Consider the following 16,941-nt stretch of genomic DNA (forward strand, 5'->3'; position numbering starts at 1 on the left):
TAAGAAAGGATGTTTATCTTGGTAAAATCAGCTTATTTCCATATTCCGTTTTGTGCGCAAATATGTTATTACTGCGATTTTAATAAAGTATTTTTTCATGGACAGCCAGTCGATGAATATTTAGAAGCAATGGAAAATGAAATGAAATGGACGGTGGAAGCATTTCCAACGGATCGGCTTGATACGTTGTTTGTTGGCGGGGGAACCCCGACTGTTTTAGAAATGAAGCAGCTCGACTTTTTCCTGCAAAACATTTATAAGCATTTCCGCTTTTCTATTCATGAAGTAGAGTTTACGTTTGAGGCAAATCCGAATGAGCTTTCCAAAGAAAAACTACAGTTGTTAAAAGAAGCAGGGGTCAATCGCTTAAGTTTCGGTGTTCAAACGTTTGATGATTCATTATTAAAAGCAATTGGACGAACTCATCGTTATGAAGATGTCATGAAAACGATTGCCTTAGCAAAAGAAATTGGTTTTGAAAATATTAGCATTGACTTAATGTACGGACTGCCGCAACAGACGTTAGCACAGTTCCAAGCGGATTTAGAGATCGCCTTTTCTCTTGACATTCAACATATTTCTGCTTATTCACTCATCATTGAACCGAAAACCATTTTTTACAATTTGATGAGAAAAGGAAAACTGCCATTACCAACTGAGGAAGAAGAAGCGCAAATGTATGAAGAAGCGATGCGGCAAATGGAAATACACGGGTACCACCAATATGAAATTAGTAATTACGCGCGTCCTTCCTTTGAAAGCCGCCATAACTTAACGTATTGGAACAATGAAGAATATTATGGAATTGGTGCGGGCGCTCACAGCTACGTAGGCGGCGTTCGGCGTGCGAATATCAAACCGATCAATAAATATATTGAGACAGTTCAAGAAACAGGTTTCCCGTATTTGGAAGTTCACCATGTAACGGTATCGGAACAAATGGAAGAAGAAATGTTTTTGGGGCTAAGGAAAACGGAAGGAGTATCTAAGCAGCGCTTTCTTGAAAAGTTTGGGATGAGCGTCCATGATGTATTTGGCCGAGCGATCGCTGCGGAAAAACAAAAAGGGCTGCTCGAAGAAACACAAACACATATTCGATTGACTCATCGGGGGAAATTGCTAGGAAACGAGGTGTTTCAAGCGTTTATCGCGGAATCTAAACATTGACATTAGCATATGGATTTGATACTGTAATAATAGATTTAGCACTCGGGCTGTTTGAGTGCTAACAGAGGTGATGAGCGTGTTAACGGATCGCCAATTGCTTATTTTACAAGTCATTATCGATGATTTTATTCGTTCGGGACAGCCTGTCGGTTCGCGGACGTTATCGAAAAAACATGAAATTGCTTTAAGTTCGGCGACAATCCGCAACGAAATGGCTGATTTGGAAGAACTTGGATACATCGAAAAAACGCATGTTTCATCAGGCAGGGTACCGTCGGAAAAAGGCTATCGTTATTATGTCGATCATTTGTTGTCCCCGCAACGTTTGACACAGGAAGATATTCAAAAAATCAAATCTATTTTTGCTGAGCGAATTTATGAACTGGAGAAAGTGGTCCAAAAATCAGCGCAAATTTTATCTGATTTAACGAATTATACATCGATTGCCCTTGGGCCAGCTGTGAAAGAGAATAAGTTAAAACGAATTCAAATTATTCCGCTCAATCAACAAACAGCTGTAGCCATTATTGTTACAGATACAGGACATGTGGAAAACCATGTGATTACCGTTCCTGCTTCCGTAAACCCTTCTGACCTCGAAAAAATGGTCAATATTTTAAACGAACGGTTAATCGGGGTTCCGCTTGTAGATTTGAAAGATAAAATTTATAAAGAAGTGGCGGACGTTTTGCGAACGCATATTCATAACTATGACAGCATGTTGAAAACCATTGTAGATACGCTTGACATACCGCAAGAAGAAAAAATGTTCTTTGCCGGGACAACGAATATGTTAAACCAGCCTGAATTTAGCGATATTCAAAAAGTCCGTTCACTAATGAAAATGATTGAGCAGGAAAAAGATTTTTACCGGTTGTTGCGCAAACATAATCGAAAAGGAATTCAAGTAACGATCGGCCGGGAAAATCAATTAAGCGGAATGGAAAACTGCAGCCTCATTACCGCTACGTATTCGATTGGCAATGAACAGCTGGGGACGATCGCCATCCTTGGACCGACACGAATGGAATATTCACGAGTCATTACCATTTTAAATCGTGTCGCTTCTGACTTATCAACCGCATTGACAAAATGGTATCAAAACAATTAACAATGGTCATATTGGATAATGGATGGATTTGCACAATCCATCCTTTCCTTGTGACTATTTATACATAGAATAGACCGCTTTAAAGGGAGGTGAAACCGATGGAAAAAGAGCAGAAAGCAGCACAAGAACAGGCTACATACGAACAGGAACCGTTAAATACGGAACCGCAAGAGGAAAAAGTAGAGCAACATGAAGTAAATGAACATCAAGAGGAAATCGAAATAGAAGGGCAAGAAAAAGCACAAGAAGAGCAAAACGATGAATTGGCGGCGGCAAACGCAAAAATTGCGGAACTAGAAGCGAAAATAAAAGAAATGGAGAACCGCTATCTTCGTTTATACGCCGATTTTGAAAATTTCCGCCGTCGTACAAAAGTGGAAATGGAAGCAGCTGAAAAATATCGCGCCCAAAGCTTGGTTAGCGATCTTTTGCCTGCTTTGGACAACTTTGAGCGTGCGTTAAAGATAGAGGCTGATAACGAACAAGCAAAATCGATTCTGCAAGGAATGGAAATGGTGTATCGCTCCGTGTTGGATGCGCTGAAAAAAGAAGGAGTAGAAGCGATCGAAGCGGTTGGCAAACCGTTTGATCCGAACTTGCATCAAGCCGTGATGCAAGTAGAAGACAGCAATTATGAGCCGAATACAGTTGTGGAAGAATTTCAGAAAGGTTATAAACTGAAAGATCGTGTCATTCGTCCAGCAATGGTGAAAGTAAGCCAATAAAGTAGTAGGAGGGTGATGTTTATGAGTAAAATTATCGGTATTGACTTAGGTACAACCAACTCATGCGTCGCTGTGCTAGAAGGCGGCGAACCAAAAGTAATTCCAAACCCAGAAGGAAACCGAACCACTCCTTCTGTTGTGGCGTTTAAAAACGGCGAACGTTTAGTCGGAGAAGTCGCCAAACGTCAGGCAATTACCAACCCAAACACCATCATTTCGATTAAACGCCATATGGGAACGGATTATAAGGTAGAAATTGAAGGGAAAAAATATACACCACAAGAAATTTCGGCAATTATTCTACAATACTTAAAATCATATGCAGAAGACTATTTAGGCGAACCAGTGACAAGAGCGGTAATTACCGTTCCGGCGTACTTTAACGATGCGCAACGCCAAGCGACAAAAGACGCAGGGCGCATCGCTGGATTGGAAGTAGAACGGATTATTAACGAGCCGACAGCAGCGGCGCTTGCGTACGGTTTGGATAAAGAAGAAGATCAAACGATCCTCGTTTACGACTTAGGCGGCGGTACGTTTGACGTATCGATCCTTGAACTTGGCGATGGGGTATTTGAAGTAAAAGCGACTGCCGGCGACAACCATCTTGGCGGCGACGATTTTGACCAAGTCATCATCGATTACTTAGTAGAGCAATTCAAACAAGAACACGGCATCGATTTATCCAAAGACAAAATGGCGTTGCAACGCCTTAAAGATGCTGCGGAAAAAGCGAAAAAAGAACTTTCCGGCGTAACGCAAACGCAAATTTCATTGCCGTTCATTAGCGCAAATGAAACGGGGCCATTACACTTAGAAACGACATTAACAAGAGCGAAATTTGAAGAGCTATCCGCCCATCTAGTTGAACGGACAATGGGACCGGTACGTCAAGCGTTGCAAGATGCGGGATTGACGCCTTCGGATATCGATAAAGTGATCCTTGTCGGCGGTTCGACGCGCATTCCAGCGGTACAAGAAGCGATTAAACGCGAGCTTGGAAAAGAGCCGCATAAAGGCGTTAACCCAGACGAAGTGGTAGCGATCGGCGCGGCGATTCAAGGCGGTGTCATTGCCGGTGAAGTAAAAGACGTCGTTCTTCTTGACGTAACGCCGCTATCGCTTGGAATTGAAACAATGGGTGGCGTGTTTACAAAATTAATTGAACGCAACACAACGATTCCAACAAGTAAATCACAAATTTTCACTACGGCAGCCGATAACCAAACAACGGTTGACATTCATGTGCTGCAAGGCGAACGTCCGATGGCTGCTGACAACAAAACGCTCGGCCGTTTCCAATTAACAGATATCCCACCTGCACCACGCGGCGTACCGCAAATCGAAGTAACGTTTGACATCGACGCCAACGGTATTGTCCATGTTCGCGCGAAAGATTTGGGCACAAACAAAGAACAATCCATTACGATTAAATCTTCATCCGGTCTTTCTGAAGAAGAGATTCAACGAATGATTAAAGAAGCAGAAGAAAACGCGGAAGCGGACAGAAAACGTAAAGAAGCGGCAGAACTTCGCAACGAAGCCGACCAATTAGTATTCACGACCGAAAAAACATTAAAAGAGGTAGAAGGAAAAGTAGACGAAGCAGAAGTGAAAAAAGCGCAAGAAGCAAAAGACGCGTTAAAAGCTGCGCTTGAGAAAAACGACATCGATGACATTCGCAAAAAGAAAGAAGCGCTTCAAGAAATCGTACAGCAGCTTTCCATCAAGCTATACGAACAAGCGGCAAAACAAGCACAAGCTCAGCAGCAGGCAGGAGCCGGCGGCACTGAGAAAAAAGACGAAAATGTTGTCGATGCAGAATTTGAAGAAGTAAAAGACGACAAATAATAAATCTAAAAAAGTCAAAGTCAGGCCTGTCTTGGCTTTGACTTTTTTGCTAATAAGGAGATGCCGGTTAAATCTATTGCAATAAAAAAGAGATAAATGTAAAATAACCCTTATGTGAGTGAATCGGGAGTGGATGATCATCATGGCGAAACGAGATTATTACGAAATTCTCGGAGTGAGCAAAAACGCGACAAAAGAAGAGATTAAAAAAGCGTACCGAAAACTTTCGAAAAAGTATCATCCAGATATTAACAAAGAACCAGATGCGGCAGAAAAATTCAAAGAAATTAAAGAAGCGTATGAAGTATTAAGCGATGATCAAAAACGTGCGCATTACGATCAGTTTGGGCATGCGGATCCAAATCAAGGGTTCGGCGGGTTCCGCAGCGATGATTTTGACTTTGGCGGTTTCAGCGGCTTCGGTGGTTTCGAGGATATTTTCAGCACCTTTTTTGGCGGCGGCCGCCGGCGCGATCCAAATGCGCCAAGAGCTGGTGCCGATTTACAATATACGATGACATTAACATTTGAAGAGGCGGCATTCGGAAAAGAAACGGATATTGAAATTCCACGGGAAGAAACGTGTGACACATGCCATGGCACGGGAGCAAAACCGGGAACGAAAAAAGAAACATGTTCATATTGTCATGGAACAGGTCAAATCAGCACAGAGCAGTCCACACCGTTTGGCCGCATCGTTAATCGCCGCACATGCCCATATTGCGGCGGGACAGGGCAATATATCAAAGAAAAATGCACAACATGCGGCGGGACTGGCCGCGTGAAAAAACGGAAGAAAATCCATGTCAAAATCCCAGCTGGAATTGATGATGGACAACAATTGCGGGTCGCTGGCCAAGGAGAACCGGGAATTAACGGCGGACCTCCGGGAGATTTATATATCGTTTTCCATGTGGAGCCACATGAGTTTTTTGAGCGTGATGGCGATGATATTTACTGTGAAATACCGCTTACATTTGCTCAGGCTGCGCTCGGTGACGAAATCGAAGTGCCGACGCTTCATGGCAAAGTGAAGCTGAAAATACCAGCAGGCACTCAAACAGGAACAAAATTCCGCTTAAAAGGGAAAGGGGTGCCGAATGTACGCGGCTATGGCTATGGCGACCAACATGTGATTGTCCGCGTTGTGACGCCGACAAAACTGACAGAAAAACAAAAGCAATTATTGCGCGAATTTGATCAATTAGGCGGTTCAAGCATGCATCAAGGACCATACGGCCGCTTTTTTGACAAGGTAAAAAAAGCGTTTAAAGGGGAATCATGAATTTTATGAAATGGTCAGAAATTAGTATCCATACGACGCACGAGGCTGTGGAGGCGATTTCGAATATTTTGCACGAAGCAGGTGCTGGCGGGGTAGTCATTGAAGACCCTAATGATTTAATAAAGGAACGAGATGCTTCTTTCGGCGAAGTTTATGAATTAAATCCAGACGATTATCCGGAAGAAGGAGTAATTATTAAAGCATATTTACCGGTTAATAGCTTTCTTGGTGAAACAGTTGAGGCGATTAAACAGGCGATCAATAATTTATTATTGTATGATATTGATATTGGAAAAAATAAAATCACCATTAGCGAAGTGAATGAGGAAGAATGGGCAACCGCCTGGAAAAAATATTATAATCCTGTCAAAATATCAGAGAAATTTACGATCGTTCCAACATGGGAAACATATGAACCGGTGTCAAGCGATGAGCTAATTATTGAGCTGGACCCAGGCATGGCGTTTGGCACAGGAACACATCCAACGACAGTGATGTGTATCCAAGCGCTTGAAAAATATATGAAACCTGGTGATACAGTCATTGATGTCGGCACAGGTTCGGGAATTTTAAGCATTGCTGCGGCGATGCTCGGAGCAAAATCCGTCCGTGCACTTGATTTAGATCCGGTTGCTGTCGATAGCGCGAGACTAAATGTAAAATTAAATAAAGTGCAGCATATTGTTACCGTTTCTCAAAATAATTTACTCGATCATATTGAGGAACAAGCGAACGTAATTGTTGCGAATATTTTAGCAGAAATTATATTGCGCTTTGTCGATGATGCGTATCGTCTTCTTGAAAAGAACGGATATTTTATCACCTCGGGAATTATTCAGGCGAAAAAGCAAGAGGTAAAAGAAGGGTTAATGAAAGCAGGGTTTGCTATTGAGGAAACGTTAGTGATGGAAGACTGGATTGCATTTATTGCAAGAAAAGCATGAAAAGAAGGTGTCGCTTTGCAACGGTATTTTGTTTCGGACGACCAAGTGAAAAACGACCGTCTTATTATTCAAGGGGATGATTATCATCATATTGTCCGTGTCATGCGTATGGAAAAAGGAAGCGAATTGATCTGTGTTCTTCCTAGCAATAAGGCAGTATTGTGCAAAATTGAACAAATTACCAATGAGCATGTGATCGTTCGTGTAGTAAAATGGATAGATGAACAAACAGAACTGCCGATTCAAATTTATATTGCTCACGGGCTGCCGAAAGGGGATAAACTGGAGTTTGTTATTCAGAAAGGAACGGAGCTTGGCGCTTCATCGTTTATCCCTTTTGTGGCGGCTCGCTCTATTGTTAAATGGGACGCAAAGAAAGCAAATAAAAAGCTGGAGCGTTGGAAAAAGATTGCAAAAGAAGCGGCGGAACAATCACATCGTGGAAAAATTCCTGATGTGCACGCGCCGATGACGATACACGAACTTATAGAATTTGCAAAGACGGTCGATTACCGGGTTTTTGCTTATGAGGAAGAAGCGAAGCAAGGAAACCATCAAACGCTCGCTGCCGTTTTTCAGCAAATGAAGCGCGGACATTCTCTTCTTGCCGTGTTTGGCCCGGAAGGAGGATTTTCCGATGAAGAAGTTGAGCTATTTAAACATCATGGCTTTTTTTCGTGTAGCCTTGGGCCGCGGATTTTACGGACAGAAACGGCGCCGCTTTATCTTTTGGCAGTTGCTTCGTATCAATTTGAACTACAGTGAGGTGAAAACGAATGCCAACAGTTGCATTTCATACGCTTGGATGTAAAGTAAACCATTATGAGACAGAAGCAATTTGGCAGTTGTTTAAAAAAGCCGGTTACGAACGTAAGGATTTTGACAGCCGTGCGGATGTATATGTCATCAATACATGTACAGTGACGAACACAGGCGATAAAAAAAGCCGGCAAGTCATTCGCCGCGCGATTCGAAGAAATCCAGACGCCGTTGTTTGTGTAACAGGATGTTACGCTCAAACATCCCCGGCGGAAGTGATGGCAATTCCGGGTGTGGACATTGTGATCGGCACGCAAGATCGTGGGAAAATTTTGGAATATATCGAACGGTTCCAACGCGAACGCCAGCCGATTAACGGGGTCAGCAACATTATGAAAACGCGCGTATTTGAAGAAATGGACGTTCCGGAATTTACGGATAGAACCCGCGCATCGTTAAAAATTCAAGAAGGCTGCAATAACTTCTGTACATTTTGCATCATTCCATGGGCGCGCGGGTTAATGCGTTCTCGTGATCCGAAAGAAGTTATTCGCCAGGCACAGCAGCTAGTCGATGCCGGTTATAAAGAAATTGTGTTAACGGGCATTCATACAGGCGGTTACGGCACCGATTTGAAAGACTATAGCTTCGCCGCGCTGCTCCGCGATTTGGATGAGCAAGTTGTCGGTTTAAAACGGCTCCGCATTTCGTCCATTGAAGCAAGCCAAATTACAGACGAAATTATCGAGGTGTTGCAACGTTCAGATAAAATTGTCCGTCATTTGCATATTCCGCTTCAATCCGGTTCGAATACGGTGTTAAAACGGATGCGCCGCAAATATACAGTCGAATTTTTTGCAGAGCGGCTTCAACGTTTGCGCGAAGTCTTCCCGGAACTTGCGATCACATCAGACGTGATCGTTGGTTTTCCTGGCGAGACGGAAGAAGAATTTATGGAAACATACCATTTTATTCGCGAACAACGTTTTTCCGAACTTCATGTCTTCCCGTATTCAAAACGGACAGGCACACCGGCAGCGCGTATGCCAAACCAAGTGGATGAAGAAGTAAAAAATGAACGCGTACACCGTTTAATTGCATTGTCCGACCAGCTTGCAAAAGAATATGCATCGCAGTTTGAAGGACAAGTGCTCGAAGTCATTCCGGAAGAACGAGATAAAGAAAACCCTGAAAGCGGGTTGTACATCGGGTATACGGACAACTATCTGAAAGTGAAATTCCCTGCCACGGAAGATATGGTTGGGGAAATCGTAAAAGTGAAAATTACAAAAGCCGGATATCCGTATAATGAAGGGGAATTTGTCCGCGTTGTTACCGATGACATCCCACAATCCGTAAAATTAAGCTCATAACCCAGCTCGTGCAGCTGGGTTTTTGTTTACAAAATAAGAAAATTGTGTAAACTAGTTTTTTTGTTAAAATAATGGTATGATGATAGATGTCAGACTTCTATGCTGCTAATGAAAGGAGATTTGTTAAAATGGAAAATAACATTGCAAAAATGATTGATCATACGTTATTGAAAGCGGATGCAACAAAAGCGCAAATTGTGAAGCTATGCGAGGAGGCAAAACAATACGGGTTTGCTTCTGTTTGTGTCAATCCGACATGGGTGGCAACCGCTGCTGAACTATTAAAAGGCACGGACGTGAAAGTATGTACGGTGATCGGCTTCCCGCTCGGAGCGAACACACCGGAAACGAAAGCATTTGAAACAAAAAATGCAATTGAAAACGGGGCGGCGGAAGTCGATATGGTTATCAATGTCGGCGCGCTTAAAGATGGAAATGACGACCTTGTCGAACGCGATATTCGCGCCGTCGTCGATGTGGCAAAAGGGAAAGCGCTTGTGAAAGTGATTATTGAGGCGTGTCTGCTTACCGAAGAAGAAAAAGTGCGCGCTTGCCAGCTCGCCGTTAAAGCAGGTGCGGATTATGTGAAAACATCGACTGGATTTTCAACAGGTGGTGCTACGCCGGAAGATGTCGCACTTATGCGGAAAACGGTCGGACCAAACATCGGTGTGAAAGCTTCCGGCGGCGTCCGTGATATACAAAGCGCAGAGGCGATGATTCAAGCGGGAGCGACGCGCATTGGGACAAGCTCCGGCGTATCGATCGTCGAAGGAAAAACGGCAAACTCCAATTATTAAGTATGTTTGCCATGGAAAAATAATATAGCTGACTCTATCCAACGAACAAATGGCAGTGCGGCAACAGAACAAATGACATTAAATAGCACGCTGACATGGGCTAACTGTACGTCCGGGGCAGAGCTAAGCTTTACAGCAGCAAAGGCAAGTGGATCGATCAGGAAATAAAAGATCATGACTCCGATAACATTAAACCATAAGTGAGTATAAGCGGTTAATTTCGCTTCATACGTTGAACCGATGCTTGCCAGAAGACCGGTTACACATGTGCCGATATTCGCGCCAAGCAAAATCGCAATGCCAGCTGGAAGTGTGAGAATATGTTCATTCAGAAATCCCATCGAAATCCCAATTGTTGCTGCGCTTGAATGAATAATGGCTGTAAGGATCATGCCGATCATGATTCCGATGAAAGGAGAATGATTCGTTTTTTGCAGCCATTCGTCAACAATGGGATATGTAGATAGCGGTTTTGCGAGTTGACTAAATCCATTCATGGCAAAAAATAAAGAAGCGAGTCCAACGAAGATCATGCCGATGCTATAAGCAGGTCGGTAATGCCCGAAAAACACGAGAATTGCCCCAATGAAAAGCATCGGAATAACGTTGTCTCCAAGGTCAAGAGTCATAATTTCTGTTGTGATCGTAGAGCCGATGTTGCTCCCTAAAATAATACCGATGGATTGTCGAAATGTAAAATAGCCGGTAGAGACGAGGCCAACTGTAATGACCATCACTGCGGTACTGCTTTGCAACAATGCGGTAATAATCGTTCCGGTAAGAAATCCTTGTAAAGGAGTGTTTGTAAAGCGCAGTAACCATTGTTTCAAGCGGTGACCGGATAAAGCATAAAGCCCTGCTTTCATCATGAACATACCGAGAAGGAAAATGCCGGTATAAACGGAAAACCAAATTATTAGCTGTACCACTTGTCCTTTCCCCCTTTCATCATATGTGTATGGGAAGGAAAGGAAGACGATGACAGTTTTTTTATTGACCTGTTAGGCAGCCATGTATTATAATTGACGAGTACACGCATAGTATAAAATGTAATGGTTGTTGCTCGGAGGGAGGGAAGTAGGATGTCAAAAACAATCGTTCGTAAAAACGAATCTATTGACGACGCTCTTCGTCGCTTCAAACGTGCCGTTTCGAAAACGGGTACATTGCAAGAAGTAAGAAAGCGTGAATTTTATGAAAAGCCAAGCGTCAGACGGAAGAAAAAGTCTGAGGCGGCTAGAAAGCGCAAGTATTAAAAGAGGGTGTATATATGAGTCTTCTTAATCGTTTAAATGACGATATGAAGCAGGCAATGAAAAACAAAGAAAAAGATAAACTCTCCGTTCTTCGGATGTTAAAAGCGGCGTTGCAAAATGAAGCGATTAAACTAGGAAAAAGCGAATTATCAGAAGACGAAGAGCTAACCGTTCTTTCTCGTGAATTAAAACAGCGTAAAGACTCCCTCCAGGAATTTGAAAACGCCGGTCGTGCGGACCTTGTTGAAAAAACAAAGGCAGAAATCGAAATTGTTCAATTATATATGCCGAAACCATTGACAGAGGAAGAACTTCTAGAAATTGTCAAACAGACGATTGCAGAAGTAGGAGCTTCTTCCAAAGCAGATATGGGTAAAGTGATGGGAGCGATCATGCCAAAAGTAAAAGGAAAAGCGGATGGCTCTCTCGTCAATAGGCTTGTTCAACAGCAACTTTCACAATAATGACAAACGGGTGTTCCGATTCAATCGGGCACCCGTTGTTTTTGCCGTTTGGGAACAACAAGTGGTGCTATAACCCCCTTTCTTCTCATACATATGAGATGAAAGGGGGTTCTTTTTATGGTGAAAAAATGGCGACAGCATATGAGAAGATGGCTTACAGATAAATTGGAGCTTCCCGCCGACATAGTGATGGACCTTCCCCGAATTACGATGGTTGGGCAAATACATATTTATATCGAAAATCATCGTGGTTTACTGACGTTTAGTGATAAAGAACTGCGCCTGCTCTTAGAGCAAGGGCAGCTTCTTGTTCGCGGTGAAAATTTTGTTATTAAGATGATTTTGCCAGAAGAAATTTTACTCGAAGGAAAAATAAACCAAGTGATTTATATAGATGAATAACGTTTCATAGGAGGAAATACGATGAAAAACCAATGGATGAACTTATTGGTAGGTAGCGTAAGGGTGAAAGCGCAAGGAAAAGGGGTAGAACGATTGATTAATGCGTGTGTGCGCAACGATATTGCGATTTGGAATGTAAAAAAGCATGGCGATCATATTGCGACGTTTTTTATTTTACTAAAGGATGTCAGACGATTGCGCGTTGTCGCCCGCAAAAGTGATTGTAAACTTTATTTTGTTGGAAAAGCGGGATTTCCGTTTTTTCTAAAAAAAATGCTAACGAACTCAGGATTTTTAGTCGGAGTATGCTTCTTTTTTGTTATCGTTTTTTTCCTTTCAAATATGGTATGGGGAATAGAAATTAAAGGCGCAAAACCGGAGACGGAATACCGCATATTGAAAGAACTAAAACAAATGGGAGTGGAAAAAGGAGCATTGCAATTTCTCATCGATGATCCGGAAACGATTCAAAAGAAATTGACCGATCGTATGGATGTCGTTACATGGATCGGTGTGGAACTTAAAGGGACGACGCTTTATTTTCAAGTTGTGGAGAAAAATCAACCGAAAGAGCCTGAAAAAATTGGTGTTCGCCATTTAGTGGCGAAAAAAAAGGCGGTTATTACGGACATGTTTGTTGAAGAAGGGCAATCACTTGTTTCGGTGAACGATCATGTGACAAAAGGGCAGTTATTAGTATCTGGAATCATTGGGAAGGAAGGGCAAACAAAACTTGTGCCAGCGCGAGGAAAAATTTTTGGCGAAACATGGTACAAGTCTACCGTTGTTCTACCGCTTCATGCAAAGTTCGGAGTATTAACGGGAAAATATATGGAAAAACATTATATAGCGATGAAAAATATTTCCATTCCGATATGGGGATTTCAAAAGCCTGCATTTCACTATTATGAAATAGATCAACAGAAAAGGCCGCTCCGCTTTTGGAAATGGGACTTGCCTATTTATTATGAACGCGTCATCTTTCGGGAAAAGGAGGAAGTAGAGCGCAACTATACATGGGAAGAAGCGTTCGCAAAAGCAAAGGAACTTGCTCGCGAGGAATTAAAGGCAAAATTGCCGGAAGATGCATCGATTAAAGGAGAAAAAGTTTTGCATCAGACGAAAGAGAATGGTAAAGTAAGGGTAGAATTGCATTATCAAGTGATTGAAAATATCGCAATACCACAACCAATAGTTCAAGGAGATTGAGAATGTCAGAGGAGTTTGTAACAATCAGTCAGCAATTAGAAAATGCGAACGAAGCGATTGCACTTTTCGGCATTCATGATGCCCATCTAAAACGGATGGAACAAGAATTGGGAGTGTCCATTGTAACACGAGGAGAATCGGTGAGCGTTTCTGGTACCCCCGAACAAGTACAGCTTGTTGATGACCTGCTGCGCCACTTGTTGATCATTGTCCGGAAAGGCATTTCCATTAGTGAACGAGATGTGATGTATGCGATTCAATTAGCGAAAAAAGGAGCGCTCGACTATTTAATTAATTTGTACGAGGAAGAAATCACAAAAAACGCCAAAGGAAAATCCATTCGTGTAAAAACGTTAGGACAGCGCCATTATGTTACCGCCATTAAACAGCATGATCTTGTTTTCGGAATAGGACCTGCCGGAACAGGAAAAACGTATTTGGCGGTGGTGATGGCTGTCCGTGCGTTAAAAAACGGTCAAGTGAAGCGTATTATTTTAACTCGCCCGGCGGTAGAAGCAGGAGAAAGTTTAGGATTTTTACCGGGAGATTTAAAAGAAAAGGTGGATCCATATTTGCGCCCTCTTTACGATGCGCTGCATGATGTATTGGGAGTAGACCATACGCAGCGGTTAATTGAACGAGGAACGATTGAAATCGCGCCGCTAGCATATATGCGGGGGAGAACGCTCGAAGATGCTTTCGTCATTTTAGATGAAGCACAAAATACGACACCGGCACAGATGAAAATGTTTCTAACAAGATTAGGCTTTGGCTCCAAAATGGTCATTACCGGTGATATTTCGCAAGTCGATTTGCCAAAAGGCGTGAAATCAGGACTTGCCGTCGCAAAAGAAATATTGACGGCGGTCAGCGGTGTATCCTTTGTCTTTCTAGAACAAACAGATGTTGTGCGTCATCCGCTAGTGGCTAAAATTATTGAAGCGTATGATGAAGCTGGCATATAGAGAGAAAAGACCCGTTTTCAAAGGGTCTTTTCTTTAAAGTGAGGGGAAAAACCGTTGGAAAGGATTCGTTTTTTTCTGGAGCATGTTAACCATGTTCGTTTTGTTCGTTATCTTTTGTTTCTGTTTTTAGGGCTTTTTCTATTTGCGGTGTTATATGATCAAGCAAAACCGCATCAATATGAACTGCGCCTGTTCGATATTGCCACCGAAACGATTCGTTCGCCAATTACGATTGAAGATAAGGAGACGACAGAAAGGCTAAAAAAGGAAGCGGCAGATAAAGTAACGGATATTTATACATTAAAAAAAGAATATGCCGAAAATCGTGTTGATTTAATTTCGTCGCTATTTACAACCATTGTTGAAATTCAAAATGAAATCAAGGAAGAAAAAAAAGAGCCGACGAAAATGATGGATGCGCTAAAGGAACGTCTGCCGCAAGAATGGTTTTCTTATTTGTCCGCAGATGAATGGGAAAAGTTGCTTCATGCAGCTCCAGAAGACATCGAAACGGCAAAAGAAGCGGCGGTAACGGCTGTCCATTCCATTATGGCCGAGCGCATTACGCAATCAGAATTGGAGAAGGCAAGGGCAAAAGTACAAGATGAATTGAAGTATGTCATGCTTTCGCCTTCATTAAAAGAAATTGTTGTCAAGCTGACAAAACAAGCAATCATTCCAAACGTTATTTACGATCGAACCGCTACAGAAGAAAAGCGAAGACAGGCGATGGATGAAGTAAAGCCGGTAAAAATTTTGCAAGGACAAGTCATTGTCGAGGAAGGACAATTTATTACAAATGAAATTTATCATCAGCTGCAGCTTGTCGGCTTATTGCAAAATGATCGCTCTTTTCAGCCTCTTATCGGTCTTTTTCTTTTCGTGTTATTATTGCTATCGCCTGTTGTTTATTACTTTGGACGAGAGCAGGCGAACAAGAATTTGTTTGTATATACGGCCATTTTTACGATTATGCTTCTTGTGATGAAACTCGTTCGTCTCATTCCGGAAAGTGATGTGTTCTCCACTGGGTATCTTGTGCCGGTTGCTTTCGGCACCATGCTCGTCCGTATTTTCATCGGGGAACGAATCGCAATTATGACAAGTATTCTTTATGCCATATGCGGAAGCTTAATGTTTAACGAGGGAATGGGCGTAAATGGCACTATTCAAGTTTCGTTAGCGATTTATTTGGTGACAAGCGGGTTAGCAGGAAGTTTCTTTTTACATAAACAGCTTCGAAGAGCGAAAATTTGGCAGGCAGGAGTATTTGTCGCTTTCATTAATATGGTTGTTATGCTAGCATTAACCTTGCTTAAAAATGGCCATTATTCGTTAACAGAGATCGGCATGTTTCTGCTGATGGCGTTTGCTTCTGGCATTTTCTCAGCGATTTTAACTATTGGGCTTTTGCCGGTTTTTGAGGCGTGCTTCGGTATTTTGTCATCGATGAAATTAATTGAATTATCGAATCCAAATCATCCATTGCTTCGCAAAATTTTAACGGAAGCTCCTGGGACGTACCATCACAGCATCATGGTTGCTAATTTAGCGGAAGCGGCTTGTGAAGCGATTGGAGCAAACGGTTTATTAGCGCGTGTTGCTTGCTATTATCATGACATCGGGAAAACGAAACGGCCGCAGTATTTTATTGAAAACCAAATAGGCGGTAATCCACATGATCACTTATCGCCACAGTTAAGCAAAAATATTATTCTTGCCCACGTGTCTGATGGGGTGGCCATTTTAAAAAAACACCGCATGCCGAAAGAAATTGTTGACATTGCTGAACAACATCATGGTACAACATTATTAAAATATTTTTATCATAAAGCACTTGAGCAGACGGGCTATGTGTTAGAGGAAGAATTTCGCTATCCTGGCCCGAAGCCGCAAACGAAGGAAGCGGCGATTATTAGCATTGCGGATAGCGTGGAGGCAGCGGTACGATCGCTTTCTAATCCGTCTCAGGAGGAAATTGGAAAAATTGTCCGCAGTATTATTGCGGAGCGATTGCAAGATAATCAATTGAACGAGTGTGATATTACGTTAAAAGAACTTGAAATGGTTGCAAGATCGCTTTGTGAAACACTAAATGGCGTATTCCATTCACGGATTGAATATCCAGAAATTCGAAAGGAAAAGGTGAAACACGCATGATTCTCAACATCGATTTTATCGATGAAACGAACGAAGTTACAAAAGAGCAAATGAATATCATCGAACAGTTGTTAAACTACGCGGCAGAAATCGAACATGTCCCTAGCGGAGCGGAAGTGGGCATTTCGTTTGTAGATAACGAGCGGATTCGCATCATCAATCGCGACTATCGGGGAAAGGATCAGCCGACCGATGTTATTTCCTTCGCTCTCGAGGAAAAAGGCGAAGGAGAGGTGGAGATTGTCGATGCGGATATTCCCCCGCTGCTTGGCGATATTATTATTTCAATTCCAAAAGCAAAAGAACAGGCGAAGGAATATGGGCATTCGTTCATGCGCGAGCTTGGATTTTTGGCGGTGCACGGTTTTTTGCATTTGTTAGGATATGATCATAAAACAGAAGAAGAAGAAAAAATAATGTTTTCAAAACAAAAAGATATTCTAGAACGATATGGGTTAACGAGATAAAAT

17 protein-coding genes are annotated in these 16,941 nt (G+C 42.4%); 16 read left to right on the forward strand and 1 reads right to left on the reverse strand.

Annotated features, from left to right (window positions below):
• Window positions 1–18 precede the first annotated feature (18 nt).
• The 9 genes from hemW to deoC all read left to right on the forward strand — a co-directional run bounded on the left by hemW (window position 19) and on the right by deoC (window position 10,015).
• A complete protein-coding gene (gene hemW, locus FNL97_RS05050; RefSeq protein WP_081188081.1) occupies window positions 19–1,167 on the forward strand; it encodes a radical SAM family heme chaperone HemW in 1,149 nt (382 codons plus the stop codon).
• A gap of 76 nt (window positions 1,168–1,243) precedes the next feature.
• The gene (gene hrcA / locus FNL97_RS05055) at window positions 1,244–2,278 is read left to right on the forward strand and encodes a heat-inducible transcriptional repressor HrcA (protein ID WP_015864549.1); all 1,035 of its coding nucleotides are present in this window, start codon (window positions 1,244–1,246) and stop codon (window positions 2,276–2,278) included.
• 98 nt (window positions 2,279–2,376) lie between these two features.
• Window positions 2,377–3,003, forward strand: coding sequence for a nucleotide exchange factor GrpE (gene grpE, locus FNL97_RS05060; protein WP_062677202.1), 627 nt, complete (start codon window positions 2,377–2,379; stop codon window positions 3,001–3,003).
• Between the two features lie 21 nt (window positions 3,004–3,024).
• Window positions 3,025–4,854, forward strand: coding sequence for a molecular chaperone DnaK (gene dnaK / locus FNL97_RS05065; protein ID WP_143415160.1), 1,830 nt, complete (start codon window positions 3,025–3,027; stop codon window positions 4,852–4,854).
• Window positions 4,855–4,996: 142 nt separating this feature from the next.
• Complete coding sequence (dnaJ, locus tag FNL97_RS05070; RefSeq protein ID WP_015864546.1) at window positions 4,997–6,139, forward strand: molecular chaperone DnaJ; 1,143 nt, start codon at window positions 4,997–4,999, stop codon at window positions 6,137–6,139.
• Window positions 6,140–6,144: 5 nt separating this feature from the next.
• A complete protein-coding gene (prmA, locus tag FNL97_RS05075; protein ID WP_041269945.1) occupies window positions 6,145–7,083 on the forward strand; it encodes a 50S ribosomal protein L11 methyltransferase in 939 nt (312 codons plus the stop codon).
• A 15-nt stretch (window positions 7,084–7,098) separates the two neighbouring features.
• Window positions 7,099–7,848 carry a 16S rRNA (uracil(1498)-N(3))-methyltransferase gene (locus FNL97_RS05080; RefSeq protein ID WP_015864544.1) on the forward strand — a complete coding sequence of 250 codons (750 nt, stop codon included), beginning with the start codon at window positions 7,099–7,101 and terminating at the stop codon, window positions 7,846–7,848.
• Window positions 7,849–7,859: 11 nt separating this feature from the next.
• Entirely contained in the window at window positions 7,860–9,215 is a 1,356-nt protein-coding gene (mtaB, locus tag FNL97_RS05085) for a tRNA (N(6)-L-threonylcarbamoyladenosine(37)-C(2))-methylthiotransferase MtaB (RefSeq protein ID WP_062677203.1), read from the forward strand.
• 128 nt (window positions 9,216–9,343) lie between these two features.
• Window positions 9,344–10,015 (forward strand): deoxyribose-phosphate aldolase, encoded by a 672-nt coding sequence (deoC, locus tag FNL97_RS05090; RefSeq protein ID WP_143415161.1) that lies wholly within the window; start codon window positions 9,344–9,346, stop codon window positions 10,013–10,015.
• Here the strand turns inward: deoC and FNL97_RS05095 are convergent.
• A complete protein-coding gene (locus tag FNL97_RS05095; RefSeq protein ID WP_015864541.1) occupies window positions 10,012–10,944 on the reverse strand; it encodes a Na/Pi symporter in 933 nt (310 codons plus the stop codon). The genes deoC and FNL97_RS05095 overlap by 4 nt on opposite strands.
• Window positions 10,945–11,097: 153 nt before the next feature.
• On the opposite strand from FNL97_RS05095, the gene rpsU reads away from it, so the two are divergent.
• The 7 genes from rpsU to ybeY all read left to right on the forward strand — a co-directional run bounded on the left by rpsU (window position 11,098) and on the right by ybeY (window position 16,938).
• On the forward strand, window positions 11,098–11,271 hold the full coding sequence (rpsU, locus tag FNL97_RS05100; protein WP_015864540.1) for a 30S ribosomal protein S21: 174 nt from the start codon (window positions 11,098–11,100) through the stop codon (window positions 11,269–11,271).
• A 14-nt stretch (window positions 11,272–11,285) separates the two neighbouring features.
• On the forward strand, window positions 11,286–11,735 hold the full coding sequence (locus tag FNL97_RS05105; protein ID WP_015864539.1) for a GatB/YqeY domain-containing protein: 450 nt from the start codon (window positions 11,286–11,288) through the stop codon (window positions 11,733–11,735).
• A gap of 117 nt (window positions 11,736–11,852) precedes the next feature.
• Window positions 11,853–12,137 (forward strand): sporulation protein YqfC, encoded by a 285-nt coding sequence (gene yqfC / locus FNL97_RS05110; protein WP_015864538.1) that lies wholly within the window; start codon window positions 11,853–11,855, stop codon window positions 12,135–12,137.
• A gap of 21 nt (window positions 12,138–12,158) precedes the next feature.
• The gene (yqfD, locus tag FNL97_RS05115) at window positions 12,159–13,346 is read left to right on the forward strand and encodes a sporulation protein YqfD (RefSeq protein WP_015864537.1); all 1,188 of its coding nucleotides are present in this window, start codon (window positions 12,159–12,161) and stop codon (window positions 13,344–13,346) included.
• A 2-nt stretch (window positions 13,347–13,348) separates the two neighbouring features.
• Window positions 13,349–14,311, forward strand: a complete 963-nt coding sequence (locus tag FNL97_RS05120; protein ID WP_015864536.1) for a PhoH family protein — start codon at window positions 13,349–13,351, stop codon at window positions 14,309–14,311.
• 54 nt (window positions 14,312–14,365) lie between these two features.
• Window positions 14,366–16,471 carry an HD family phosphohydrolase gene (locus FNL97_RS05125; RefSeq protein WP_015864535.1) on the forward strand — a complete coding sequence of 702 codons (2,106 nt, stop codon included), beginning with the start codon at window positions 14,366–14,368 and terminating at the stop codon, window positions 16,469–16,471.
• Window positions 16,468–16,938: an rRNA maturation RNase YbeY gene (gene ybeY / locus FNL97_RS05130; protein ID WP_015864534.1), complete on the forward strand. Its 471-nt coding sequence runs from the start codon at window positions 16,468–16,470 to the stop codon at window positions 16,936–16,938. The genes FNL97_RS05125 and ybeY overlap by 4 nt, the downstream gene beginning before the upstream one ends.
• Window positions 16,939–16,941 lie beyond the last annotated feature (3 nt).

Origin of the sequence: Geobacillus sp. E263, assembly GCF_007197795.1 — a bacterium.
GTDB classification, from domain to species: Bacteria; Bacillota; Bacilli; order Bacillales; family Anoxybacillaceae; genus Parageobacillus_B; species Parageobacillus_B toebii.